Raw genomic sequence first — 25993 nt, forward strand, 5'->3', positions numbered from 1 at the left:
CGCTTTTATGTCAAACATATATTCTGTTTTCACGCTTTGCCTATAGTTGCTGCAAATCTGTTTTTGTACCACACATATCTTGCATTTTTGCTCTGATCGCTCTCCTACAAATTGGAATTTGCTTTTCCTTTCTTACCATTTTTAATCGAATTAAATACCAAGTAATTTTTCCAACTCATCCATTGCATCGCCAATCTCCATTTCAATTTCGCGAATATTAGCCATAATTTCTGAAGTCGGAGGATATTCTACCGGAATGTATTCGATCTCTTTGTATTTATTAAAGCTTAAATCATAGTCATTTTCTATGATCTCATCTTTTGATACCATAAATGACTTTTCTGTACGTTTTCGCTCTGCCTCTTTATCTAAATGCTTAAAACGTTCTATAATGTCCGGTATATCATTTTCTTCGACAGGAGTCCGTTTATCATCCAGACTTCGTCCATCTGCTGTCATTTCATAGAACCATACCTGATCGGTTCCTCCATTCTCTGTCTTTGTAAAGATCAAGATCGCTGTCGATACTCCGGCATATGGTTTAAACACTCCGGAAGGCATTGAAATAACTGCTTCCAAGCGCTGGTTTTCTACAATTTCTTTTCGAATTGACTTATGTGCTTTTGAAGAACCAAAAAGTACCCCATCCGGTACGATACACGCACATCTGCCACCGATTTTAAGAATCCGTAAAAATAATGCTAAAAATAAAAGTTCCGTTTTTTTAGTCTTGCATACTTTGAGCAGATCCCCTGATACCGTTTCCGCATCCAAACTACCCTTAAAAGGCGGATTTGCTAACACAAGAGAATATTTGTCTTTATCTGTGTTCTGATCTGACAGGCTGTCCCGGTATTCAATCACAGGGTTGTCAATTCCATGCGTCATCATATTCATTGCACCAATGCGAAGCATTGTACGATCCATGTCATATCCGTGAAACATATGATTCATATAATGATCTTTTTTCTGACGATCAAAGAAAATTTCTTCCTTTTTCTTTTCTTTTAAATATTCACCGGATGCAACCAAAAAACCGGATGTACCACATGCCGGATCACAGATTACTTCATCACTGGCCGGATCCATCATTTCAACCATCATTCGAATAATATGTCTCGGTGTACGGAATTGTCCGATCAATCCGGATTTTGCAATTTTAGACAACAGATATTCATAAACATCTCCTCTGACATCTGCTGTCTGCATCTCATTCATCATTGCATAGATTTCATCTAATGCATCGACTACTTTTGATAAAACCAATGGAGTAGGCAGTTTAAAAATCGCATCATCCATATACTTTGAGTATGCACTGTCTTTATCGTTATGCAATGTTTTAATAAAAGGAAATACCCATTCATGCATAACAGAATACATTCTGTCTGCCGGAAAGTCCCGGAAAACAGACCATTTCAACTGTATCCCGTCAATCATTGTATCCCCAATCTTCACCTCATTTGTAAAGATACTTTGATAAGGAAGCCCAAGCATGGCACTTTCCTTTGCCCTCTTATTATCCGCATCATCCAGATCACGAACAAACATCAGATATGTAATCTGTTCTATTACACTAAGTGGTTCTACAATGCCACTCGCTGCAAAAACATCCCACAACCCATCTATCTTATTCTTTAATTCTCCTGTTATCATTTACTACTCCTCTCCTACAACCGGATAAACGCAACGCTCTGTCCCTCTGCTGTCACCTTACTTCCATCACACTCTACTTTGCCACCAAACGCATAAATCGTTTCTTTGCCTTCTTCGTCAAAATCAAAAGATACATTCTGAGCGGACGGATTGATCACAACAAGCACTTTTTCTTCATAATTGCTTCTGATATAAGCCAATGGATAAGCGTCTTTCTTTGCATAGACAAATGAAATGTCTTCCTGATTAGAAAGTGCTTTGTGTGCCTTTCTGACCTGTAAAAGTTTTTTCACTTCCTGATACAGTGAATCCGGATCCTGTATCTGTGCCGCTACCGTCGGGCGGTCTTTTTTAGGATCCTGACTGATATAAAGTTTCTCTTTTGGTGCGGTACTAAATCCGGCATTCACCCCCTGATCCCATTGCATCGGAGAACGTGAACCGGTTCTGCCATAGCCGCCTTCGACCGAATCCAGTCCCTCCACATAACGCATACCGATCTCATCACCATAATAGATGAATGGTGCTCCCGGCATAGATAACAGAAATGCAAATGCAATCTTTAACTCATCCCCATGCAATAATCTTGCCAGACGATCCATATCATGATTTCCTGACGGAATACAGATCAGACCCTTCTTGTCTGCCTTTTTATAATTTTCGATATATTTTTCTACAAATACAGATACATCTCCCTTACCGCGTGAAGAGAAGAACGGTTCTTCACAGCGGAACAGATCGTTATAATGAGATGGTCCGAAATGAAGCAAAAAGTCCATATGGAAACCGCCAAGAATCGATTTGTCCGGTTCGCCCCATTCGGAAACCATAGCTGCTTTTGGAAATTCTGCATTTAAGAATTCCCGTACATTCTGCCAAAGTTTGATCGTTCCTTTGCTGTCAGGATCATTTTTAACCAACGAACCTGCCATATCCACGCGGAAACCGTCACAGCCCATTGTAAGCCAGAAACGCATGACATCTTTCATTGCTTCCAATGTTGCCTGTGGTCCCGGTGCATCCTGTGGCTGCTGCCAGTCTCTTTCCTGTGTATAGAAGCCATAATTTAATGCCGGCTGATGTGAGAAAAAGTTGACCGCACAGGAACCGTCCCTGTCAGAAATACCACGGATACAATTCATTCCCTGTGGCTCTTCCCAAATACAGTCCGTCCATACATAACGGTCTGTATATTCATTCTTCTCGGCTTTCATGGATTCTTTAAACCACTTATGCGTTACCGCAGTATGTCCCGGAACTAAGTCTAGGATCACATGCATGTCCCTTTTATGCGCTTCTTCAAATAAATGTGCAATATCTTCATTCGTACCATAGCGTGGTGCAACGGTATAGTAATCTTCCACATCATATCCAGCATCTCCAAATGGCGATAAAAAGCAGGGATTTAACCAGATTGCATTACATCCTAATTCTTTGATATAATCCAGTCTTTTGATGATTCCCGGAATATCACCGATTCCGTCTGCATTGGTATCCTGAAAAGATTGTGGGTAAATTTCATAAAATGTGGCATCTGCAAGCCACTCCGGCTGTTTATTCTCTGGCATATCAGAATCTCCTTGTTATATATTTTGTTATGGATAAACAATTGGATAAACGATAACGATACTACAGCTGTATCTTTACGCTAAACGCTATCCGTTTATCGACTTTATACTCACCATGTTACTCTTTCAAAGTTTTCCTTCCTGATCGGAAGAAATTTTGCATGTACACATACAATTCCACTATACATTTCCTCGTTTTAAAAAGCAAGAACAAAAGTAAAAAGCCCTGCCATCGTGCATATCTGCCGGATATCCGGTCGCACAATGACAAGACTTTTTTTGCAAGTTTATTCTACTAAAAACACATTTTGATGATGATCATCAAAGAAATCATAAACATCTGACTTTCTGATCTTGTTAAAACAGATCCTTGATTCTAATTTTTCTTTTTCTTTCTCTTTACTGCTGCAATGATTGCCTGCAATACGATGAAGAAACAGAGCAATGCAGATAATGTGATTCGTACCCACCAGCTTGAAAGAGTACCCTGTGTTGTGATCAGACTTGAAATAGTACCATTGATCAATACACCAAAGAGTGTACCGATTACGGTTCCGACACCACCACTCAAGAGCGTACCACCGATTACAGCTGATGCGATCGCATCCATTTCAAGACCTTTTGCCTGCTCTACGAAACCGGCACAACTGTTCAGACAGAAGAGGAAACCACCAAGACCGGCTAAGAAACCGTCCAGTACATAAGCTTTCATCTTTGTTCTCTTTACATTTAAGCCCATCATAACCGCACTTTGCTGATTGCCACCGATCGCATACAGGTTACGACCAAACTTGGTAAACTTAAGCATAATCGTGATCAAAATGACAACTCCAAGTGCAATGATCACAGTTGGATAAATATATGCCGGAATAAACATTCCTCGTCTGTTATAAGTACCAAACGGAAGATTGATACGGTAGTTTGCCCATGCTAAGAAAGTTTTGTTCTTAATGGCGATCATGTCGGTACTGATAACAGCTGTTAAACCTCGCCCGAAGAACATACCTGCCAACGTTACAATGAATGGCTGAATCTCCAGATATGTTACTAAGTAACCCTGAACGACACCAAAGAGAATACCGATCAGTAATGAGATCACAACGGCTGAGATTGCACTCATGCCTTTGTTTTCCATTGCATATGCGGCTGACATACAAACCAATGCGGTAACAGAACCAACCGAGATATCGATTCCACCGGTGATCATGACTAATGTCATACCACAACCTATAACGATCAGGCCAGCATTCGAAATGAACAGGTTCATAAACATCTGGGGTTTTGCAAAACCTTTGTCTTCAAAAATTATCATTCCTGCGATGTACATTACTGCGAATAACACGATTGTAATCATCAACAGGAATGTACTACTATTAATTTTTCTTTTAGCTTTTTTCTTTTCCATATTAATGACCACCTTCCATCGCTTTATTGTTCTTTAAAGCTCTTTTTTTCTTCCACTCATCTACAGATCTTCTAAATACAGGACTCTGGATCACCACGATAATGATAACGACAACTGCCTTGTATACAGGAAGCTGATCGGCTGATACATTCATTGCATAAAGTGTTGTTGTCAATGCCTGAATCGTATAAGCACCGATAACAGAACCCATGATGCTGAATTTACCACCACTTAAAACGTTGCCACCAAGAGCAACTGCAAGGATCGCATCCATTTCTAAGTTCAGACCAATGTTATTTGCATCTGCTGAGTAGATACGGCTTGAAGCAACAATCCCGGCAATACCTGATAAGATTCCACAGATCACATAAGTTAAAAACTTGATCATTGTAGAATTCAGACCAACCAGTCTGGATGCGGAACCGTTAATACCTACGCTTTCGATATAAAGACCAAGTGCTGTCTTTTTCAAAACCAGATTGACAATTATGATCGCTGCTATTGCGAAGAAAATCGGTGTTGGTACAGGACATTTACCGATATATCCACCCATTACTTTGAAAGAACCTACACGTACATATGTAATCTGACCTTTTGTAATAAGCTGTGCAATACCACGACCGGCTGTAAACAAAATCAACGTCGCGACCATAGGCTGTATGCCAAGATTTGCTACGAGGAAGCCGTTAAATGCTCCACAAATGGCTGCAACGATAATTGCTGCGATAATTGCAAGTGCCATGGAATTCATCAACTCATTGGTTGATACCTGACCACCGGATAAGATCTGACAACAAACTGCTGCGGCCACCGCCATAACTGCACCAACACTGATATCCTGACCACCGGATGCTGCTGTTACCAGTGTCATACCAATGGCTACGATAACCAACTCTGACGCACGGTTTACAACATCGACAAGATATCCGTAAAGAACACCGTTTTTAATAGATACTGCAAAAAAGTTTGGTGTCTTAATTACATTTACTAAAAGTACAACAAGCAAGCAGACGATTGGTAAAAAAAGACGGTGCTGCGTGATTGCTTTCCAGTTAAAACTTTTCTTTTCATTACTCATTGTTCTTGTCACCTCCTGCTATGGTCTCCATGATCTTCTCCTGTGTAAGATCATCACCCTTGATCTCACCGACTTTCTTACCATCACGGAGAACTGCCATTCTACTGCAGGTACGAAGCATTTCTTCTACTTCGGACGAAATAAAGGCGATTGACTTACCTTCATCTGCCAGTCTCAGAACTAATTTCTGAATCTCTGTTTTCGTACCGATATCAATACCTCTGGTTGGTTCATCTAAGATCAAAAATCTTGGATTTGTAAGCAGCCAGCGTCCAAGAATAACTTTCTGCTGATTACCACCTGAAAGACTCTTGATCGGTGTTTCCATACTTGCTGTCTTGATTTGCAATAGATTAATAAAGTTAGTAGCGGCATCTTCCATCTCTTTACGCTTCATTGGTTTAAACATTCCACGTTTTGCCTGCAATGCGATAATAATGTTTTCACGTACTGACAGGTCTGCAAGAATACCGTCTTTCTTTCTATCCTCAGGTAAATATGCCATTCCTGCTTTCATTGCATCTAATGGAGCATTTATCTTTACTTTTTTGCCAAAGACTTTCACTTCGCCGGTATCTGCCTTGTCAGCTCCATAAATCGCTCTTACAAGTTCAGAACGTCCGGAGCCAAGAAGACCGGTAAGACCAACCACTTCACCTTTGTTAAATGTAATATCAAAAGGTTTGATCGATCCATGATGTGATACACCAACGGCTTCAATAACAGGATCTCCTTCTTTTACCTCTCCACTTCTTTCACTCTTAATATCTGCAAGGTCATCAAAATCTTTACCCATCATTTTCGCTACTAACTGAACTCTTGGTAAGTTCTCTACATCATATTCGCCAACAAGCTCACCGTTTCTTAATACTGTGATCTTGTCACAGACTTCATAAACCTGTTCCAAAAAGTGAGTTACAAAAATAATACCTACACCTTTTGCTTTTAATTTTTTCATCAGGGCGAACAGCTTCTCTACTTCTTCTTCATCCAATGATGAAGTCGGTTCATCTAAGATCAATACTTTACACTCCATATCTACTGCTCTTGCAATTGCGATCATCTGCTGAATAGCGATCGAACATTCATCAAGCAATGTAGTCGGAGCAACATCAATATCTAAAGATTCCAGTAAAACTTTTGATCTGGAATTCATTTCTTTCCAGTTGATCATGCCAAGCTTTTTAGGTTCCCGGCCAATAAACAAGTTCTCTGCAACTGTAAGGTTCGGACATAAGTTTACTTCCTGGTACACAGTGCTAATACCATTGTTCTGGGCATCCTGTGGTGATTTGTTCACCATTGCCTTTCCATCCATGATGATCTCACCTGCATCGAAAGGATAGATACCTGTTAATACTTTGATCAGCGTTGACTTTCCGGCTCCATTCTCTCCCATCAAAGCATGAATATCGCCTTCGCATAGCTTAAAGTCAACATTAGATAATGCTTTTACACCTGGGAATGTCTTAGTGATGCCTTTCATCGTCAAAATTGTTTTCTGAGCCATTTGCATTCCACCTACTTTCTAAAAATGTGTAAAACCAGTGTTCTCACCGATTTCTCATTCCTTCCTGTACCGATTTCTTTGATTGAAAAAGGTATAAAAATAGCGCAATACAGCTTTTATGTTAATTTCTATATTGCGCTATTTCTTAAACACTTGTAGCGTTTTCTTTTATAAAACCTCTTTTAGTATGCACGTTTTGAAATCACATCATCTGTTACTACAGTAACATCATAATCTTTTCCATCTGCTGAAATCTTAGCAACATCTTTTACTGCTGCGAAAACTTCTTCGTCTACATACTGTTTCTTATCCGGCTCTTTGCCTGCTTCTAATGATTTGATGATCTCTTCTACACGAGGACCATGTAATGGGTTACACTCTGTGTCTAAGATGATCTTGCCATCTTTTACATCTGTTAAACCTGTCTTTGTAGAGTCGAATGACATTACAAGGATATCATCTTTACCTGTACCGACTTTCTTACCTGCTGCTGTGATCGCATCAATTGCACCGAATGCTTCGTTATCGTTCTCGCAGTAAACTACGTCGATATCATCACCATGTTTCTTTAAAAGTGATTCCATAACTTCCTGGCCTTTTGCCTGTGTGAATTCACCTGTTTCTTTTGCAAGTAATGTCCAGTTCTTGTTTTCTTTGCAAGCTGCTTCAAGACCTTTTGTACGTCCGATCTGAGCAGAAGCACCGATTGTACCCTGGATATCTACGATGTTGATCTTTTCATTTCCACGACCGGTTGCATCTAAGTAAGCTTTTAACCAAGCTGCTGCTTTCTTACCTTCAAGTTCGAAGTTTGAACCTACCCAAGCTGTGTATAAGCTGTCATCTGATACCTTAACCATACGGTCTACGATGATTACAGGAATTCCTGCATCTTTAGCTTCTTTTAATACTGTATCCCAACCGGTTTCTGTTACAGGAGCTAATACAATATAGTCAACTTCCTGCTGGATGAAGTTTCTGATCGCTTTGATCTGATTTTCCTGTTTCTGCTGAGCATCATCAAAGATTAATGTGTAGCCATTCTCTTCGCTGAATGTCTCTTTCATTGATGTAGAGTTTGCTGTACGCCAGTCTGACTCAGCACCTACCTGTGAAAAACCTACTGTAATGTTACCGCTCTTTGAGCTGTCATCTGCTTTCTTTGCATCTTTTGATCCGTTTGATGATCCACAAGCTGTCAAAGAGAAAAGCATACAAGTTGCTAATAATACTGAACATAAAATTTTCTTAATCTTCATACTATTTTCCTCCTCAATTTCTTGAATAGTTTTGGTTACCCGCTACAATTATTATTATAGATTTTCTTGTTGAATTTACCATAAAGAAAATTATGAAAAAAGTTTATTATTTTATCAGTAATTTTTATTTTTTATATTTTTTTATCCGAGAAGTTGAATTTTTTTGGAATTCTTACACGAATCCGCGTTCCTTCACCATATTTCGACCAGATATCAATACCATATCCGGCACCAAAATATAAAACAAGCCGTCCTTGGACTGCTGCCAACCCAAAACCCACATTATTATTCTGCTTCAATCCTTCTTTCACTTCCTGTAAGCGTTCCTCTTTCATTCCGATCCCATCATCAAGCACCTGAATGATAATATCATCTCCCGCATCGTCAAATGTGATCGTAATCTTGCTCTGACCTCTCTTTTCCTTAACACCATGGTAGAGTGCATTTTCCACCAACGGCTGTAATGTCAGCTTCGGCAGACTGATCATTTCAAACTCTTCCGGAAGATTGATCGAATATTCTAAGATATCACTATAACGGATCTGTTGGATTTCAAGATAGCTCTTCGTATGTAACACTTCATCAAATAGAGAAATAACATCCTCACCTTTTGATAAGGCGGTCCGAAAAAACATAGAAAGATGGGTCAGCATTTCAATTGCTTCATCATGCATATCAGCTTCTACCATCCATACAATCGTATCTAGTGTATTATATAAGAAGTGAGGACTTACCTGCGCCTGTAATAACTCTAGCTGTGTCATATGCTGTTTTCTTTCTTCCTCCTTGACATTTTCAAGTAATGTCTGGATACGTCGTGCCATTTTCTGAATACCCTGATCCAGATTTTTCACCTCAATCACATTTGTTTCAACCGGCAGGATTTCAAAATTACCATGTCCGACTTTTCGTACATTTTCGCTCAGGCAGCTGATCGGATGTGTAATCTCTTTTGCAAGCCGAAATGACTTTCTGACCATCCATGCTACAATCAAAGCTACGATCACACCGAGTATCGATCCTACTATCATTATCCGAATAAACATATTATCCTCAACCTGCTTTAAATATCCGGCCTCATAATAGATATAATCTCCCATCGCACTTTGTATCAGCTCAGTCAGAACATAGACGTTACTGGTCAGTTGCTGCTGTCTGGAATCATAACTTTCTGTCTTGGACAGGACACGCATACGCTTTTTCAAATTCTTGCAATTTGCAATCACACGATCAATCGCTTCTTTGCTTTCTTTGCGAACTGTCGTTTCCCGTAACTCTTGTGCTACACTGATCGCCTCATTAACATCCTGAATCGGCAATGTCTTCTGATCTACACTTCCTACGCAGTAATGATACATTTTCAGGTCCATATTTTCCTTAAAACTCAGACTAAACTTACTGCTAAGGTTCATATTGTGTGTGATCACAGAATAATTTCCAATATAAATACATAAGAAAAAGAATACCAGCAGTATACAGAATACTAATGAAAGTGCAAGACTCCATATTAAATATTGCATTTTTGTATTTAAGCTAAGTTCTTCGTATTTTACTCTTCTTTTTTTCACTTGGCTGCCCCCTGATTACGATATTCACTTGGTGTACATCCCTGTGTTTTCTTAAACAAAAAACTAAAATAATGAGAATCTTTATAGCCAACCTCTAAAGCAATCTCACCGGAACGCTTGTCTGTGCATCGAAGCAGCTCTTTTGCTTTATTCATTCTAAGTCCTGTCAGATATTCAATAAATGTCTGGCCCATTTTCTGACTAAACATCGCACTAAAATGGTTTGCACTAACATTTGCCACACAGGCAACGGTGTTCAGCGTCATGTTTTCATCAGAAAAATTTTCTTCCATATATTGTACTGCACTTTGTAATACATTCTGGTATTTACCACGGCTTTTCTCTTCTCTAAGCTCGATCGCTTTTTGCAACGCTTTCTTAATGCTTTCTTCGATCACCGACAGATCTGCCACCTGATTCATACCTGACGCTTCTAATAAAGAATTGTCGATCACATCTTTTTCATATCCCAGTTTCTGTAAAAAAGACACAATGCAAAAATGAATATTCAGCAAAATGTATTGACGAAACATTTTCGACTTTAATGCAGATTCTCCAACCATCTGTATATAATTCTTTACAAAGCTGTCCGTTTCATCCTCCAATGCATTGCACAAAAAGTTCTGAAAAATTGTAGGATTGACTACGTTAGTATCGACAGCAACTAAATCTTTTAATTCATTTTCCTCCGTATTATTTCCCAGAACCATATCAGAAGATATAACATGGGAATATCCAAAATAACGATATGCAAATATCTGCATTCCTTTCTCATAGCAATCAGGAAGCTGGCTTAATCGTTCTACGGGTTCTGAGGCACAAACGATCCACTCTAATCCACACTCATCCTTTTCCATGATCTTTTGCAAAGTTTCCACACAATTCTTTGTTTTTCTCTGCATTGTATCATACTCACCGGTCAGCAACACAACATAACTAAACATCTGGTTGCGGAACATATATGTATTGGCTTCTACTTGCAATACATCATCAATCTGCTTTTGTACATCCGCTGCTTTCTGTGAATATCCCTGATCTACAGAATCAGAATCCTTGCTTGCCGCAAGAGAAAAGAACACAAGATTATAACTTTCAGCTGTAATATCAATTGAAAGCTGCTCTGCTTTTTCATAAATTTTCTGAAGATCCGTATGTTTCGTGACCAGCATTTCAAAGAAGTCTCTGCGTGAATTATTCTCATATTCTTTCATCTCACGCTCAAATTTTTTATAATAATCCTGTTGTCTGTCTTTCTCTTCAAAATCTTTCTGAATCTTTTTTAATACCTTCTCAAAATCCGCTCTTGCAATTGGCTTTAGCAAATAATCATCTACACCGATTGCAATCGCTTTACGTGCGTATTCAAAATCATCATATCCACTAACAATCACTATACGGATATTCGGAAATTCTTTTTTCACAATACTGCTTAATGTCAGTCCATCCATAAAAGGCATCTTAATATCTGTGATCAGGACATCCGGTTTGCTTTTACGAATCATAGGCAAGGCGATCTCACCATCTTTCGCCTTGCCTACTAACTCAAAACCATATTCTTTCCAGGGAATCATTCTTTCTAATGCTTCCCTGATCACAATTTCATCTTCAATCAAAAAAACTTTAATCATCTTACCATGCTCCTATCTTATAACCTGCCGGTTATTCGATGGCGATAAACTTATCTGTCTCTCCTCTAAGATCCGCAGTAATCTCCTGATTGACGATCATTTCTTTGTTGACACTACCCATCTCGTCTACCAGATCAGCTGCACTGCGTGCAGCATTTGATACTCCGGTCGAACTTTCTGCTATGATACGGGAAATGTTTTCCATTGAAGTTCCCATCTTCTCCATCTCTGTCTTGAGATTATCTGACTTTTCAGAGAAACCATTCATCTTATCATTGATGTATTTTGCGTCCGTCTGATACTGACGGCTTGCTGTTACAAATGATTCATAATCCGGCAGAATTCTTGTATTTGTATATTCTACCATATTGTTGGCGTTATTGGCTAATTCATTTACAGCTTCGATTACCATTTGATTGATTTCCTGAATCTGACCAACTGTACTTTTAGTAGACTCTGCAAGCTGACGGATCTCATCTGCTACTACTGCAAAACCTCTGCCCGCTTCTCCGGCTCTTGCAGCTTCAATTGATGCATTTAATGCAAGCAGGTTTGTTTTGCCTGAGATCTTTAAGATCTGATCTGTCAGATCGTTGACCTGTGATACATTTTTGCTATTTTCAATTGCCTGCGTCAACTTTTCTGTAATCCCTTTGATCATTCCATCGGTGTCTACTTTATTTGTAACAGCATTTGTCTCCAATGCAGTCGCTCTTTCTGCCATCTCAACAGAATAACCATTCAGGTTATCGGAAGTATCTGCCATTTCAGCAACATCTCCCTGAATCTCACCGGTTGCATCAGACATACTCCCTACATTTGAGTCGACTTCTTCCATCGTAGCCGACAACTCTTCCATTGACGCAGAAATATCACATAAATTTTCGTTTACATGTCCGGAACTTTCTGCCACATTATCCACTACCGTATTCATCTTTTGCGTATTATGAATAATATTGGTCATAACATTTTGTAATGTTTCAATAAAGATATTGATTCCTTTTGCAAGCTGACCAATCTCATCCTCTGATTTTTCTGTCAGTCGAACCGTCAGATCACCTTTCTCCTGCTGAATACCTTCTACAACTCTGTTAAGCTGTGTATGTGCATGTACCAGCGGCGTCACAATCGTACGGTTACAAATGATTACAGCAACTCCTAAAATAACAGCAATAATCGCCAACATAACTATTGCAATTGCAACAGAGCTATAATAGCTTGCTTTTTGTGCACTGACACCGGAATCAACACTTTCCTTGCTCTGGTCACGTAACTGTGCCAAAATATCGCACATCTCGTCTGACATTGTTGTAAGCTCTCCATTTGTCATACGGATTGCACCTTCATTGTTTCCACTTTTACTCATGCTGATTGACATTTCATAGTTGTCAAGATAGGAAACCAGCTTCTTTTGGAAATCCTGATATAATTTTACTGCCTTATCTTCTGTCAGTGAATCTTCCAATGCTTTACTGTACTTGTTTACACTTTTCTTAGATGCCTCCATCGACTTTTCAATCGTATTCTGCCCATCTTCTTCTGCAAGACAATGTTGCAGCATCATTTTTTGCAGCATCGTAAATTCCTGTGATAACGAGTCAACTTCCATTATGTTTTCTAAATAGGTATCAGAGATCTTTTTACTTGACTGCTGTACGCGTCCGAGACTGCCAATACTGATAAAGCATGAAACAATACCAAGCACAGCGATGCCAAAGATCGGAACAAGAATCTTTACACGTACACTATGACTCATCTTTGTCTTAAATTTTGATGATACATTTCCCTTTTGTACCTTTTTCGGTGCTTTAACCTTTTGTACTGTATTTATCGGTGCTTTTTCTTTTTTTACATTCTCTTTTTTGTTTGAAAAAATAATCTTATCTCTTTTTTTCATACGATATCTCCATTTCCTGACAGACAAACTGTAATAATCACTTGCAAAACACTTCCTGTAAAAGCTTTGTAACAATCTGCTGTCATTCTGTTTTCCTTTTTCATATAAGTGCTTTTTCTATCTTCTTTTTACAGTATAACATTTTCATAGATAGGAAATGGATGTTTTTTTATCTGAATTGTTAGTTTTTTTACGATGAATGTGTCGAAAAATGGTATTTTTCGTCTTTATATACGCTAAATTCACCAAAAAAACTTATAGTCTCGCAATGTGTGACCGATGCAAAGCATCTGCATTTTGGGGTGATCTGTTCACAAAAATAAGGAGACAAAAAAGATTCCTCTTTTGTCTCCTTATGATTCGGTTTTGAATTTGAGTTTTAAGTTTTTTGTTTGAATTTTATTTTACATTTTAATTTGCGTTTGCATTCTTGATTTTTAAGTTTTTTGAAGACTGCATTTCCGGTTTAACATATTGATCTTAAACTTTTTGTTTGAAATTCCTGCCTTCTTTCTCGTTATTTCGTGTCCCTAGTGTGCTGACCTATTCATATTTAGCTAAATAGCAACATGCCGGTACACTAGTTCTGTCCATAATAGGCATTTGCTCCATGTTTACGATAGAAATGCTTATCACGAATGCTATCCGGTGCCGGAAGCACTTTTGGATTGATCAGTTCGGTCTTTGTAGCCATCTTAGCAACTTCTTCCAGTACAACCGCATTATGCACAGCTTCTGCTGCATCCTTACCCCATGTAAATGGTCCGTGGTTCTTACAAAGAACGCCCGGTGTATGCATTGGATTTAACTTTCTTTCTTCAAAAGTCTCAATGATAACAAGTCCGGTGTTTTTCTCATAAGCAGAATCAATCTCTTCCGGTGTCAGGCTTCTTGCGCAAGGAATCTCACCAAAGAAATAATCTGCGTGTGTTGTTCCATATAAAGGAATCGAACGTCCTGCCTGTGCCCATGAGGTTGCTTCCGGTGAATGCGTATGCACAACACCCCCGATCTCAGGATATTTCTTATATAATACCAAATGCGTCGGTGTATCAGAAGATGGTTTGTAGTCTCCTTCAATCTTATTACCCTCTAAGTCCATTACAACCATATCTTCCGGTTTTAATTTATCATAATCCACACCGCTTGGCTTAATTACAAAATATCCGCTTTCTCTGTCAATACCGCTGACATTGCCCCATGTATATGTGATAAGCCCTCTCTTTGGCAGTTCCATATTGGCTTCATATACCTGTTTTTTTAATTCTTCTAACATGCTTGTCATTCCTCCTTGTAACGTTTCATTTCTCTCTACAAACGATTGATCGGTTTATCAAAAACAATAAATCCGTGTATTCTTCTTTTGATCCGATCCATTCCATCATGAATCATTGTATTTTTTGATTCATTCTCAAAAATGCATTTTCATGCCTACAGATTTTCTACGGCTGCTCTTTCCACAGCAAGTCCTTTATTATAACGTACTAAGAAATCATCAAAGCCTTTTACATCTTCTGCATCCGGCTCTAATGTTGTTCCGCTCTGTCCGACAAATACTTTGTTGCTCAGATAATCTGCTAATGATTCGTTATCTTTATTTACAGCAAGATATTGTGCTAATACGGCAATGCCCCATGCACCACCTTCACTTGCCGTATCCATAACGGTTACCGGTGTATCCATAGCTGCTGCCATAATTTTCTGACCTGCTACCGGCACAGTAAAGAAACCGCCATGTCCGTAAATCTTGTCTACCGGAACTTTCTCTTCTTTCAGAAGGATATCCAGTCCGTTCTTTAATGCACCTAATGCCGTAAACAAATGTACTCTCATAAAGTTTGCAAGACTCACATTGTCATTTGCATGTCTGACAAATAACGGGCGGCCTTCATCGAATCCGGTAATGCTTTCTCCTGAGAAATAGTTATATGCCAAAAGTCCGCCACAATCCGGCTCGCCTTTTAATGCAACCTGGAAAAGCACTTTGAACAGTTCTGTCATATCTACTTCCATACCCATTGCCTCTGCAAATTCCTTGAAAAGATTTACCCATGTATTGATATCAGAAGTACAGTTATTACAATGTACCATGGCAACCAGATCACCAACCGGCGTTGTCACAAGATCGATCTCTGTATGAAGTTTCTTTAACTCTTCTTCCATAACGATCATCGCAAAGACAGAAGTACCTGCCGATACATTTCCGGTACGGACTTTTACGCTGTTTGTCGCTACCATTCCGGTTCCGGCATCGCCTTCCGGCGGACACATTGGTGCACCGGCTTCTAATGTACCTGTCGGATCAAGCATCTTAGCGCCTTCGGCTGTCAAGGTGCCCGCTTCCTGACCTGCAACCAGAGATTTCGGAAGAATGTCTTTTAACTTCCAGTCAAAATGATATAGTTCTACTAAACGATCAAATTTCGCAATTTTATCTTCATCATAATCTTTTGTCTTACAATCAATCGGAAACATACCGGAAGCATCACCCACTCCAAGTACTTTCTGACCGGTAAGCTGCCAGTGGATATATCCGGCAAGTGTTGTAAAGAATGTAATATCTTTTACGTGGTCTTCTTTCTTTAAGATTGCCTGATACAAATGAGAAATACTGTAACGCTCCGGTACATTGACCTGAAACTCTTGCGTCAGCTTCGCTGCCGCCTCTTCTGTCATTGTATTACGCCATGTTCTAAATGGTACAAGCAATTCATCTTTCTTATTAAATGCCATATAACCATGCATCATTGCACTAATACCGATTGAAGCAACCTTCTTTAATGGCAGGTCATATTTCTCTTTTACATCCTTTGCTACTGCTGCATAACATGCCTGTAATCCTGAATGGATCGCATCCAGGCTGTATGTCCAGATACCATCAACTAACTGGTTCTCCCAATGAAAGCCTCCGACAGCCAATGTTTCACAATTTTCATCCACCAAAACAGCCTTAATACGCGTAGAACCAAATTCAATACCAAGTGCTGCCTTTCCGTTCATAATACTTTCTTTTGCGTTCATCGTAAAATCCCTCCATTTCTTTTATTTCCCTGATCATGCTTCCTGCCATCCGGCTTTTTATCATGATCCTTATCTCTTCCTGCAAACTTTTCCATCCTTGCAAATCATCTGATACTACTATGTTACAACGTGTCCGCTTGTATTTACAAGTTGTTTTTTTCTCCTTTTTGTTTAATATTTTATGCCCAAAAGCTTTCTTTTGTATTTTTAGGCAAAAACATGCCGGAAAAGATATTGTAGCACATTTTATCCAAACTTACATATATATGTGTTAATACGATTTTTATGCTTCATACGATCATTTCGCAGAGCATATAAGAAAGGACTTTCAATATGAGAAACATGAACCAAAGACCAAACTGTGATGCATGCTCAAGCCAGTATAATGATCCTCTTCGCGGTATGCCTCTTGCCATGGCATATGTCCCATGGCAGACATGGTGCAAAACCTATGATCCGCAAAAAGGATTAAGCTGTGGAACGATTTTCCCACCTTTGAACCTGCCATTTTACGGATGTATTCCGAGAGGATGCAACCAGCGAGGAGGTGCCTTATGACAAACGAACAGCATCAGCTTTTAATGTATATTGATCAGATCAGCTTTGCTTTGGATGATACAGTGCTTTTCCTTGATACACATCCTTGTGACACGGAAGCACTTGCTTATTATCAGGAATTAAAAGAGGAGCGGAAGATGGCAATGGAAAAATACGCTTCCAAATTCGGTCCATTGCAAAATGATAATGTAAAATGTGGCTGCTCCTGGAGCTGGGTTGAAACTCCGTGGCCTTGGGAATTAGAAGGGAGGGATTGCTAATGTGGAATTATGAAAAGAGATTACAATATCCTGTGCATATTACACGCACAAATGCAAAAGCAGCACAGATAATAATGAGCCAATACGGTGGTCCTGACGGTGAAGCCAGTGCATCCATGCGTTATCTGACCCAGCGTTATTCAATGGAAAACCGGGCTGTCATTGGCACATTGACCGATATAGGGATATCCGTTATGATAGCGACCACTATCTTAACACATATAAAATGCATTATCTTGATGCATAATGCATATAAAATAGAGTTTTTCACGGATTTGGATTCGGACAAAACGGTAATAATTTTACCGTTTTAGATTGCAATTTTTGGTTTTTCATGTCGATTAGTGTTATTTTTTGCAAAAAGTGGCGGTTTCCCGCCACTTTTTATTTGCTGTTTCTATCAACAAACTCTGTTTCCAATATCTCCGTCCGAAAATTCGCTCCGTTTCCGGTAGAGTGGATCCTAAGCTGTATGCCAAAAGGCAGCGATTTTAGCCATACCACAAGACGGTTACAGCCTCGTTCTTCTTCCCGGTACACAACGATTTCTTGGAGAATTTCACGATACAGCATCTCATTTTGGTCACCATCACCAAAGCTAAGAATTTCGTCCAATGCTTTTTCCAACAGGTCTGTCTTCTCTTGATCTATTCTGTAAAGTTCCTGCTTTTGTCTGCTTTGCGAAATAAGCTCCTGCAAATGTGTAATCTCTTTATCATACCACTGTATCTGCCTATATAAGTCGTCTTTCGATAGCTTATCATCCAGCATCATATCAAATGCTTTTCGTTTTTTTGCTTCTATGACACCAATTTTTTGTGTTATCTTATCCATGTCGATCAATAATTCTGATGTATATCTTACTTTTCTGACATTTTCTAATATCTCTTCTCGTATTCGCTCTTTATCTTTCTGATCGCAAAGCAGATCATTACAATATTTCATACAGCTAAACAATGCACGTTCATTGATACTGCGATTTGAACAGCCTATTTGCTGCCCTTCGAGAATCTTTGCTCCTCCATGGCGTGATTTTTGAAAACACCACCATGCACGATATGTTCCAGACTGTAGCTTTCTCGTTCGGCTGATAAAGCGGCTGCCACACTCACCGCAACGAATTTTTCCGCTGCACCAGTAACGATTGCTATGTCTTTCCTTCGAACGATACAAAGAAGAACGTCTTGCCAGCTCTTCCTGTGTGCGATTCCACAACTCCCTGGCAATGATCCCCTCATGATGATTTTTTATGTAAATTTTTTCTTCCTGACCGCGATTATATTTTTTCTTGTGCGTCAGATAATCCGGAGTAAATGTCTTTTTCTGACACAGATCTCCAACATATTTTTCATTATGTAAAATTCGCAAAATGACAGTACCCGACCACTCTTCCATACGTTTTGGGAAAATACCTTCTTCGTGTAATTCTCTTGCAATCGCAAATGCACCTTTTCCCTCATTCGTATATTTATGAAAAATGGATTTTACGATCAATGCCTCTTCTTCCTGAATGGATAATATACCATTTTTTACTGTATAGCCCAGCATATCTCTGCCGAAAACAACGCCCTGCTCCATGCGCCTTTTCTGTCCCCATTTCACACGCTCGGAAGTCTTGCGGCTTTCCTCCTGTGCCAGACTTGCCATGATCGTCAAACGCAATTCACCATCCTGATCGCGTGTATCGATATGGTCGATCGTAAAAATAATGCCAACACCTGCTTCTTTCAGCTTTCGTGTATACGCAAGTGTATCTACTGTATTTCTTGCAAAACGAGACACCTCTTTTGTTAAGATCAGGTTAAATCTCCCTTGCAAGGCATCTTCGATCATTTGCTGAAAACCGATTCTGTTACGAATCTGCGTTCCGCTGATTCCTTCGTCATAATAGATTTTGGTCAATTGCATATTTTGTTTTGCATTGATATATTGTGCAAAGTAACTTCTCTGGCTTTCGAGTGAATGCATCTGATCCTCTTTTTCTGTAGATACTCTGGCATAAGCAGCCACACGTAAAGGTGTCTGATACTCCAATCACATCACCTCATTTTGCAAAAGGATATTTAATTGGCTGTCAGATATCATTTTTTTGTCATACAGTTGCTTATAAATGCCTCGTTTTAATACCTTTTCAAAGGATTTCTTGGTGTCAAAAGGAATACGCTCGTTTCCCCGGTCATCTATTGTCTTCATACTATGTTCTTCATTCATAACAACTCTATTCTCCATTTTTATGATCAGACGCGATCGAATGCTTTAAAGGTGGTTGTTTTAATATACAACAAGTGCCTGCTTTTTATGTCATTTTCAGAGAGATCATATCATGGATTTTGCTTCAGATTCACGATTCTATTCTTGTAAAGCTGTTCCTACAAAGTCATTCTTACAAAACTTTTCATCCTGCTTTATAAAAATAATCAGCTCATTTGTTTGCTAAACACAAACAAATGCCAGCCTTACTATTGCTTTTTGTTTTTAAAAAACTATTTTACACAAGAAATCCTATTTTTTTCCTTATAATTGTCATAAAATGTAATTATCGGCAATTATTTTTCCAGAGTTTTATATCACGATTCATTGATAAATTGCCGATAAAAGTTTACTATCAATATATATATAATTTATGATTACAGCTTTGAGGAGAATACTATGGAAAGTAAAGCTAACACAAAACAGAAAGATAATATGCAGGAAAATAACCGATTTAATAACGATAAAATCTATAAAAACATTAAACTTCCTTTAAAATCACTTGCTCTTTTTATTTTTATTATGTCATTCGCAATTGATAAATTATACAGTTGTGCCTATCATGTTAATGATGCACCGGCACAAGTAAGTGCCGCACCGGTCGTTCCTACGTCAAGTCCATTTATAGATGCAAATACCTGTACACTTGTTACATATGACAAGATCCAGACCGGTTCATTTGCCGGCTCCTATGTATTATTAGATATTGTTATCGGTAATATCAAAGACAATAAACTAATCGAATCTGTCTCCTTCGATGCCTATTACAAAACCCAAAATGGGTATTTTAAAGATGAAGATATTTTAATTGATTATTCCGAACAACCGAAATTCAAAAAGATACGCAATTTAAAAAACGGAACAACTATACGATCTTGTTTATATGTAGAAACCGACAATTCATTTGGTGATGAGATCGCATCGTATAAAGTTTTAAAAAAGAAGAGACTAGATATTCATAAATTAAAAACAATAGCTAAAAAGCGTCTTAAATGATACAGGTCAGAAAGTAATCTGACAGATTATCCTTCTGACCTGTATATCATTTCCGGTTAGCATGAAACACTATTTTATTCTGTTTAATAATTTCATCAAACGCAATAAAGACAGTATTTATCAACGTAATACCTGCTAACCTATTTTAATAAAAATACCCATTCGTTACATTACTCTGGTCAGCACCTTTAAATTTTGCTTTGAATTTTTTCTTGCCTGCCAATTTGATCGTTGCTGTGTATTTTCCGCCTGCTCTGCTCCAGCCCTCTCCCGGTGCAGACATATAAAGTTTTTTAAACGTAAGTTTTGCCGTATTGTTACCGGTTACTTTGTAAGTTCCGTAGTCCTTATTCCTCCAGCCTTTTAAAACGACAGTACCATTTTTCTTGAATTGGAATGTATACTTTGAGCTATATGCCATAATAGGATCATCTACCTTGTTTGACCATTTCTTTGCAATCAGCAATTTCTTTGTCTGTGACTTAGATGCTGCATTTACCGAGACAGGCAGGATCATTGCAGCACAGATTAATAGTAACATTCCAATCATTTTTTTACTTTTTTTCATAATAAGCTCCTTTCGTATTTGCATCATACAAATATATTATCCCTTAATTGTCACGTTCATTTTCAACTTCTTTTTCCGGTTCATAACAATTTTCTCACATTATCCCAATGCTGCAAGATCATCCATGATCGAACCATCACCATTCGCATCAAAATATTCATTTCCTTGTGCATCAAACCACTGCTTGTAGCCATTACCATTATGCTCATAGACATGGGTTCCATCGCTTTTTACATAAATGCGATTTGTAATATATGGATTACTTGGTCTGGTATGTTTATATGTCCATTCACTCGTTGCATAACAGCCCGGACATTTGCAATTTGTTATCGTGGTCGCGGTTGATCGCGCTTTCGCTCTCTTTTCTGCCGCTTGTTCCAACAAAACATCCCTACGGCTCATTCTTCTGTTGACAATATGTACATAACAAGGCTCATGCAGATTATTGACGATCTGCTTTTTGGAATATTTGTCCGTATGATAGCGGGAAATAGACGCATTTAAACTATAACCGTGTGCTGTTGTATAAATGCCATGCCAATAAGGTTTTCCATTCTCATCTGTCGCTTTTACGACACACCATGCATGATCGATCGTCTCGCACGATACATATTTTGTTTTCAAACCTACTGCACGTCCTATATCATATGCAATCTTTCCGCCATCTGCACAAACTCCGGCAAATTTACCATTATACAGTTTTTGAAACTGTCTGTTAAATTTCACTGGGCTGTCACAGTTAGAATAGATCCAACGTTGGTTCATTCGATAATGCGAACGGGAATGCACATATACTTCAAGGATCAATGCTTTTTTCTGCGAAGTCGTCAGCTTTTTATAAATATCTTCTTCCTTATATCTTTCATATTTTGCTGTTGTATGGTTTTCACCTTCAAAATCCGTACTACGTTCATAGAAAAACTGATACGTGTGTGATTTATTTGCCATATCACGTTGTTCCCATTGCTCTAACGATTTTTTCAACCCAGCATCCGGATTGGCAAGCAGAGGTTTTAATTCCTTTTTGATCTTATCCAGATAATTTGTCTCTGTTTTAAATGTAATAACCTGTGTTCTTCCATTTTCATAATAAACCTTTACAGCCTGCTTTTTCCCCATATCGGCACCGGATAGTACAAAAATATACTTATTATCGTTTGGAATCAAACGAACTTTGAAATTCTTATCTTTGCTGATCTTTTTTACCTTTTTAACAGGGCTTTTTGTCTGATGGATCTTGTTCTCCATCGTTGCCACAACTCGTACTGTCTTTGCTTTGTAAGGTTTCTTCGTCTTTGCATCTGCACATTGTGCCTGAAAGAGACCAAGCACAACCGCAAATAACACCACAACAAACGTTCCAATATGTTTTACCGCTCTTTTCATAAACATTCTCCTCTCTCCATAAAAAATATTTTCCCGATACCTTCTCAAAAGAACTCTCTTCTATCTGTTCTTTCCACTATTATTTGTTACCTTTCTCATAATTGCATCTTTATACAGTACAAATGAAATCTACTCCGAAACTTACATACATCCTAAAAGTCTGGTTTTTTATCTCCTGTTTCGAAGTATTGCTCCTTTTTTGATACCTACATATCCTCCAAGAATTCATCTGCGTCAAATTCCTCTAATGTTTTCTCTTCCTTTTTTGTCCGGGCAAGCTTCGAAAGCTTTGTATTTTGCATAAACTTTTCTGTATTAAACAAAACCAATACATCCGTAATATCCGAATACTCGCTTTGGATCGTGCCGATCGGTGTTTTCCCATATCGATAGTCGATGAGGATAATATGGTCATAAGACTCTGTCAAAAACGGCACAAAACAGTTTGCGAAAGAATCTTTGATCAAAAGCAGTGTTTTCCCTGTCTTTGCCTTTGTTGTAATCTCCATTTGAAATGTATTCTTAGACAAAAAGACATCATAACGATTGAATCCTTTTTTTGCTGCTTTTGGGAAATACAACGTATCTGCTTTTACTTCTCCCTGATCCATGTTGATATGAATCTTCTGCGTATCTTTTGTATTATGGAACAAAACGACTTCGTCTTTTGGAACAGCGACATGTACTTTGTTATATGTTGTACCATAAAAATCATCAAAAACTTTTTCCTGCTGATAATGCTTGATCGGATACTCTTTTGCCTGACCGGTACGCTTTGCCCACTCCTGATATGCATAGAATGCACCAAGCGTCGTCCAATGATGATCGGTACGATAATAGATATATTCTTTTTGGTGCTTTTGCATCGTATCTTTCAGATTCAAAAGGATCTTCGGATCATTTAACCCTTTTTGAATCGAATCAAGTACATCTTTTGGCTCCTGTGCGCTGACATAGGACGGCAGATAATCAGACATTGCAAGCGTCTTAGACGGAACCATCATACAGCTTACATGTCTCTTTCCGTATTCTTTTTCCATATCATTTAGAAAAGAAGTCAGGGTATCAACATTCTCTTTTACCTGCTGTTTATCAAGCTGCTCTGTATCGTTTTTTTCAAGCAGATATCCTTTTTTGCCAATATAGACACCGTTAATGTCCTTTTTCCCAAGCTTTGTCTGAAGCGCAACGGCTGCATCTACCCAACGGTCACGCAGCGGAAACTGGTCATTCAGATAGTTTTCATATTCTGTCTGAAACGTCCCTTTTGTAAAATTCTTCTTCGTAAGCTTTGGTTTTTGCTGTAATTGTCTGTTTTCTAAATCAGAATATTTCTGATCAGGAAGAACAGTTATCGCAAGGCTGCCACTAAAAAGCATAATACAAAAGACAGCCACCATTATAATCTGTAATTTTTTCATTATGATAAAGCCTCCCTGTCAGAATCGAAAATAAAGAAACGGATTATATGACGAATTTACCAGCATCGCTACACAGCTAAGCAAAAGTACGATCACCAGTACGATTCGGCAAATTTCCCGTCGCATCGTTCCTTCCGGGAAGAAATACCGGTTACACCAGTCTTTTGACCATGATAAAGAACCAAAAAGTGCGATTAAAATCAGGATTCCATTCGATAAAAGCAAATAGAATGTCTGATCATTGATATATCCTGCTCCACCGTAAAAAAACATCGTCTTTATGTAACCGGCTGCATCTGTCATGTCCTGCCATGAAAAGAGACTCCAGCCAACCATTACCAGAAGCATGGTATAAAAATGTTGCAATATTGCCGGCAAAGCCTTTAAGACATTTTTCAAAAGAAACTTTTCTATTACAAGCAGGATGCCATAATAAACACCCCAAAGCACGAAATTGATGTACGCACCATGCCATAAACCGGTCAAAAACCATACGATCGCAAGATTTACGATCTGACGGACAATCCCTTTCCGATTACCACCCAATGGAATATAAACATATTCACGAAACCATGTTCCAAGAGAAATGTGCCAGCGTCGCCAGAATTCCGTAATGCTTTTTGATGCATATGGATAATTGAAGTTTTCCGGAAAAGAAAATCCAAACATCGCTCCAAGACCGATCGCCATATCCGAATAACCTGAAAAGTCAAAATAAATCTGTAATGTAAAAGCAAGAACACCAAGCCATGCTGTCGCTGTTGTGAGTGAACCCGTTTTCATTGCCGCAATCTGCTGCCAGAGCATTCCGATCTGGTTTGCGATCAATACTTTTTTGCCAAGACCGATCATAAAGTGAAAAATACCCTGACTAAACAAAGAAACCGTTTCTTTTCTCTGATCCAACTGCTTTGCCACATCTTTGTAACGGATGATCGGTCCTGCGATCAACTGCGGGAACAAAGAAACATAGGCTCCAAAAGTGATAAGATTTTTCTGTACTTTTGCATCACCACGATATACGTCGATCGTATAAGACATTGTCTGGAATGTATAGAAAGAAATTCCGATCGGTAACGGCAAATGTAACTGACCGGTTTTAATTCCCGTAACCTGATGAAGAATTTGCAAAAAGAAATCCGCATATTTGAAAAATCCTAAAAGCGAAAGATTGATCACAGCAGAACAACATACTGCTGCTATTGCACCTTTCTTTTTTTGATTCGCTTTACAATAGGCTACCGCCTGCCCTGCCACATAGTCTACAGTCGTAGAAAAAAGGATCAAAATAACATAAACCGGTTCTCCCCATGCATAGAAAACAAGGCTTGCAAGGAAAAGAACCAGGTTATGCCATTTCTTGGGTAAAACATAATAGGCAAGAAGAACGATTGGCAAAAAACGAAACAAAAACAGCAAACTGCTAAAAACCATATGCCCGTTTCTCCTTATATATTCTTCTTGATCGCTGTCTGTCCTTTGTTATTGCTCTTCTTAGATGGTGACATCGCAATATACCAGACATATTTTCCTTTTTTCCCACATACCGCATTTTGAAATACTTTCTTTTCAGTGGAAGAATAGTCACTCAGATAGTTGCTCTTACAATTACTCTGTTTGTATTTCTTCAACGTTCCAAACAGACTTTTTGCAGCGGAAACGTTTTTTGCCTTTATCACACAAAGACTATATACTTCTTTTGCATCAAATACATATTGCATTTCCCGTACTTTCTTTCTGTCGCTAGAAGAAAGAGCTCCAAAGTCCATTGTTGCATTTGACTTGTATTTTAACTTTTTTGTACCTCCGGTTGCTTTCAATCCGGCTGCGCAAAGTGCCTTACATGCCGGTTCACTTTTTGCCTGTGCCAAAGCCTGTGGCAACGTACACGCTACCATTATTGCTGCCATTACAATACAAATCATTTTTTTCCATCTGTTTCTCATTCTCTTAATCCGCCTTTCTTC

At 38.6% G+C, this 25993-nt stretch carries 21 protein-coding genes and 1 pseudogene; 4 read left to right on the forward strand and 18 right to left on the reverse strand.

From position 1 onward, the window contains the following. Nucleotides 1-150: 150 nt before the first annotated feature. The 11 genes from H8700_RS07330 to H8700_RS07380 form a co-directional block, all read right to left on the reverse strand. Nucleotides 151-1653 carry a class I SAM-dependent DNA methyltransferase gene (locus H8700_RS07330; RefSeq protein ID WP_249304773.1) on the reverse strand — a complete coding sequence of 501 codons (1503 nt, stop codon included), beginning with the start codon at nt 1651-1653 and terminating at the stop codon, nt 151-153. A 14-nt stretch (nt 1654-1667) separates the two neighbouring features. Continuing rightward, nucleotides 1668-3221, reverse strand: a complete 1554-nt coding sequence (locus H8700_RS07335) for an alpha-amylase family glycosyl hydrolase (protein ID WP_249304775.1) — start codon at nt 3219-3221, stop codon at nt 1668-1670. A gap of 376 nt (nt 3222-3597) precedes the next feature. Then, nucleotides 3598-4626 (reverse strand): ABC transporter permease subunit, encoded by a 1029-nt coding sequence (locus tag H8700_RS07340; RefSeq protein ID WP_022141109.1) that lies wholly within the window; start codon nt 4624-4626, stop codon nt 3598-3600. 1 nt (nt 4627) lies between these two features. Beyond that, nucleotides 4628-5704: an ABC transporter permease gene (locus H8700_RS07345; protein ID WP_178414040.1), complete on the reverse strand. Its 1077-nt coding sequence runs from the start codon at nt 5702-5704 to the stop codon at nt 4628-4630. After that, entirely contained in the window at nt 5697-7214 is a 1518-nt protein-coding gene (locus H8700_RS07350; protein WP_249304778.1) for a sugar ABC transporter ATP-binding protein, read from the reverse strand. The genes H8700_RS07345 and H8700_RS07350 overlap by 8 nt, the downstream gene beginning before the upstream one ends. 182 nt (nt 7215-7396) lie before the next feature. Beyond that, nucleotides 7397-8467 carry an ABC transporter substrate-binding protein gene (locus tag H8700_RS07355; RefSeq protein WP_249304827.1) on the reverse strand — a complete coding sequence of 357 codons (1071 nt, stop codon included), beginning with the start codon at nt 8465-8467 and terminating at the stop codon, nt 7397-7399. A gap of 137 nt (nt 8468-8604) precedes the next feature. Further along, the gene (locus tag H8700_RS12325; protein ID WP_249304780.1) at nt 8605-10041 is read right to left on the reverse strand and encodes a sensor histidine kinase; all 1437 of its coding nucleotides are present in this window, start codon (nt 10039-10041) and stop codon (nt 8605-8607) included. Further along, entirely contained in the window at nt 10038-11669 is a 1632-nt protein-coding gene (locus H8700_RS07365) for a response regulator transcription factor (protein ID WP_249304782.1), read from the reverse strand. The genes H8700_RS12325 and H8700_RS07365 overlap by 4 nt, the downstream gene beginning before the upstream one ends. 31 nt (nt 11670-11700) lie before the next feature. Beyond that, on the reverse strand, nt 11701-13566 hold the full coding sequence (locus H8700_RS07370) for a methyl-accepting chemotaxis protein (protein WP_249304784.1): 1866 nt from the start codon (nt 13564-13566) through the stop codon (nt 11701-11703). Nucleotides 13567-14146: 580 nt separating this feature from the next. Beyond that, on the reverse strand, nt 14147-14842 hold the full coding sequence (locus H8700_RS07375) for an L-ribulose-5-phosphate 4-epimerase (RefSeq protein ID WP_022141102.1): 696 nt from the start codon (nt 14840-14842) through the stop codon (nt 14147-14149). Nucleotides 14843-14997: 155 nt separating this feature from the next. Next, nucleotides 14998-16587, reverse strand: a complete 1590-nt coding sequence (locus tag H8700_RS07380) for a xylulokinase (RefSeq protein WP_249304786.1) — start codon at nt 16585-16587, stop codon at nt 14998-15000. A 333-nt stretch (nt 16588-16920) separates the two neighbouring features. Between H8700_RS07380 and H8700_RS07385 the strand changes: the two genes are divergently transcribed. The 3 genes and pseudogenes from H8700_RS07385 to H8700_RS12470 all read left to right on the forward strand — a co-directional run. Next, nucleotides 16921-17145 carry a spore coat associated protein CotJA gene (locus tag H8700_RS07385; protein ID WP_022141100.1) on the forward strand — a complete coding sequence of 75 codons (225 nt, stop codon included), beginning with the start codon at nt 16921-16923 and terminating at the stop codon, nt 17143-17145. After that, complete coding sequence (locus H8700_RS07390) at nt 17142-17405, forward strand: spore coat protein CotJB (protein WP_249304789.1); 264 nt, start codon at nt 17142-17144, stop codon at nt 17403-17405. Before H8700_RS07385 ends, H8700_RS07390 begins: the two co-directional genes overlap by 4 nt. Then, nucleotides 17405-17638 (forward strand): annotated as a pseudogene (locus tag H8700_RS12470) (manganese catalase family protein); the annotation flags it as partial. The gene H8700_RS07390 and the pseudogene H8700_RS12470, both read left to right, overlap by 1 nt. Nucleotides 17639-17789: 151 nt before the next feature. On the opposite strand, the gene H8700_RS07400 reads toward H8700_RS12470, so the two are convergent. Both H8700_RS07400 and H8700_RS07405 read right to left on the reverse strand, forming a co-directional pair. Next, nucleotides 17790-19439: a recombinase family protein gene (locus H8700_RS07400; RefSeq protein ID WP_249304790.1), complete on the reverse strand. Its 1650-nt coding sequence runs from the start codon at nt 19437-19439 to the stop codon at nt 17790-17792. Continuing rightward, entirely contained in the window at nt 19440-19616 is a 177-nt protein-coding gene (locus H8700_RS07405) for a hypothetical protein (protein WP_249304792.1), read from the reverse strand. A 438-nt stretch (nt 19617-20054) separates the two neighbouring features. On the opposite strand from H8700_RS07405, the gene H8700_RS07410 reads away from it, so the two are divergent. Then, nucleotides 20055-20651 (forward strand): hypothetical protein, encoded by a 597-nt coding sequence (locus H8700_RS07410; protein ID WP_249304794.1) that lies wholly within the window; start codon nt 20055-20057, stop codon nt 20649-20651. 145 nt (nt 20652-20796) lie between these two features. Here H8700_RS07410 and H8700_RS07415 read toward each other — a convergent pair whose 3' ends face one another. The 5 genes from H8700_RS07415 to H8700_RS07435 all read right to left on the reverse strand — a co-directional run bounded on the left by H8700_RS07415 (nt 20797) and on the right by H8700_RS07435 (nt 25972). Beyond that, nucleotides 20797-21219 carry a hypothetical protein gene (locus tag H8700_RS07415; RefSeq protein ID WP_249304797.1) on the reverse strand — a complete coding sequence of 141 codons (423 nt, stop codon included), beginning with the start codon at nt 21217-21219 and terminating at the stop codon, nt 20797-20799. Between the two features lie 99 nt (nt 21220-21318). Then, nucleotides 21319-22605 carry a hypothetical protein gene (locus H8700_RS07420; RefSeq protein WP_249304800.1) on the reverse strand — a complete coding sequence of 429 codons (1287 nt, stop codon included), beginning with the start codon at nt 22603-22605 and terminating at the stop codon, nt 21319-21321. A gap of 206 nt (nt 22606-22811) precedes the next feature. Further along, a complete protein-coding gene (locus H8700_RS07425; RefSeq protein WP_249304803.1) occupies nt 22812-24026 on the reverse strand; it encodes a DHHW family protein in 1215 nt (404 codons plus the stop codon). An 18-nt stretch (nt 24027-24044) separates the two neighbouring features. Continuing rightward, the gene (locus H8700_RS07430; protein WP_249304805.1) at nt 24045-25460 is read right to left on the reverse strand and encodes an MBOAT family O-acyltransferase; all 1416 of its coding nucleotides are present in this window, start codon (nt 25458-25460) and stop codon (nt 24045-24047) included. A gap of 14 nt (nt 25461-25474) precedes the next feature. Continuing rightward, nucleotides 25475-25972: a DUF4358 domain-containing protein gene (locus H8700_RS07435; protein WP_249304807.1), complete on the reverse strand. Its 498-nt coding sequence runs from the start codon at nt 25970-25972 to the stop codon at nt 25475-25477. Between the last annotated feature and the right edge of the window lie 21 nt (nt 25973-25993).

This window comes from Jutongia hominis, from assembly GCF_014384965.1.
Classification (GTDB): domain Bacteria; phylum Bacillota; class Clostridia; order Lachnospirales; family Lachnospiraceae; genus Butyribacter; species Butyribacter hominis.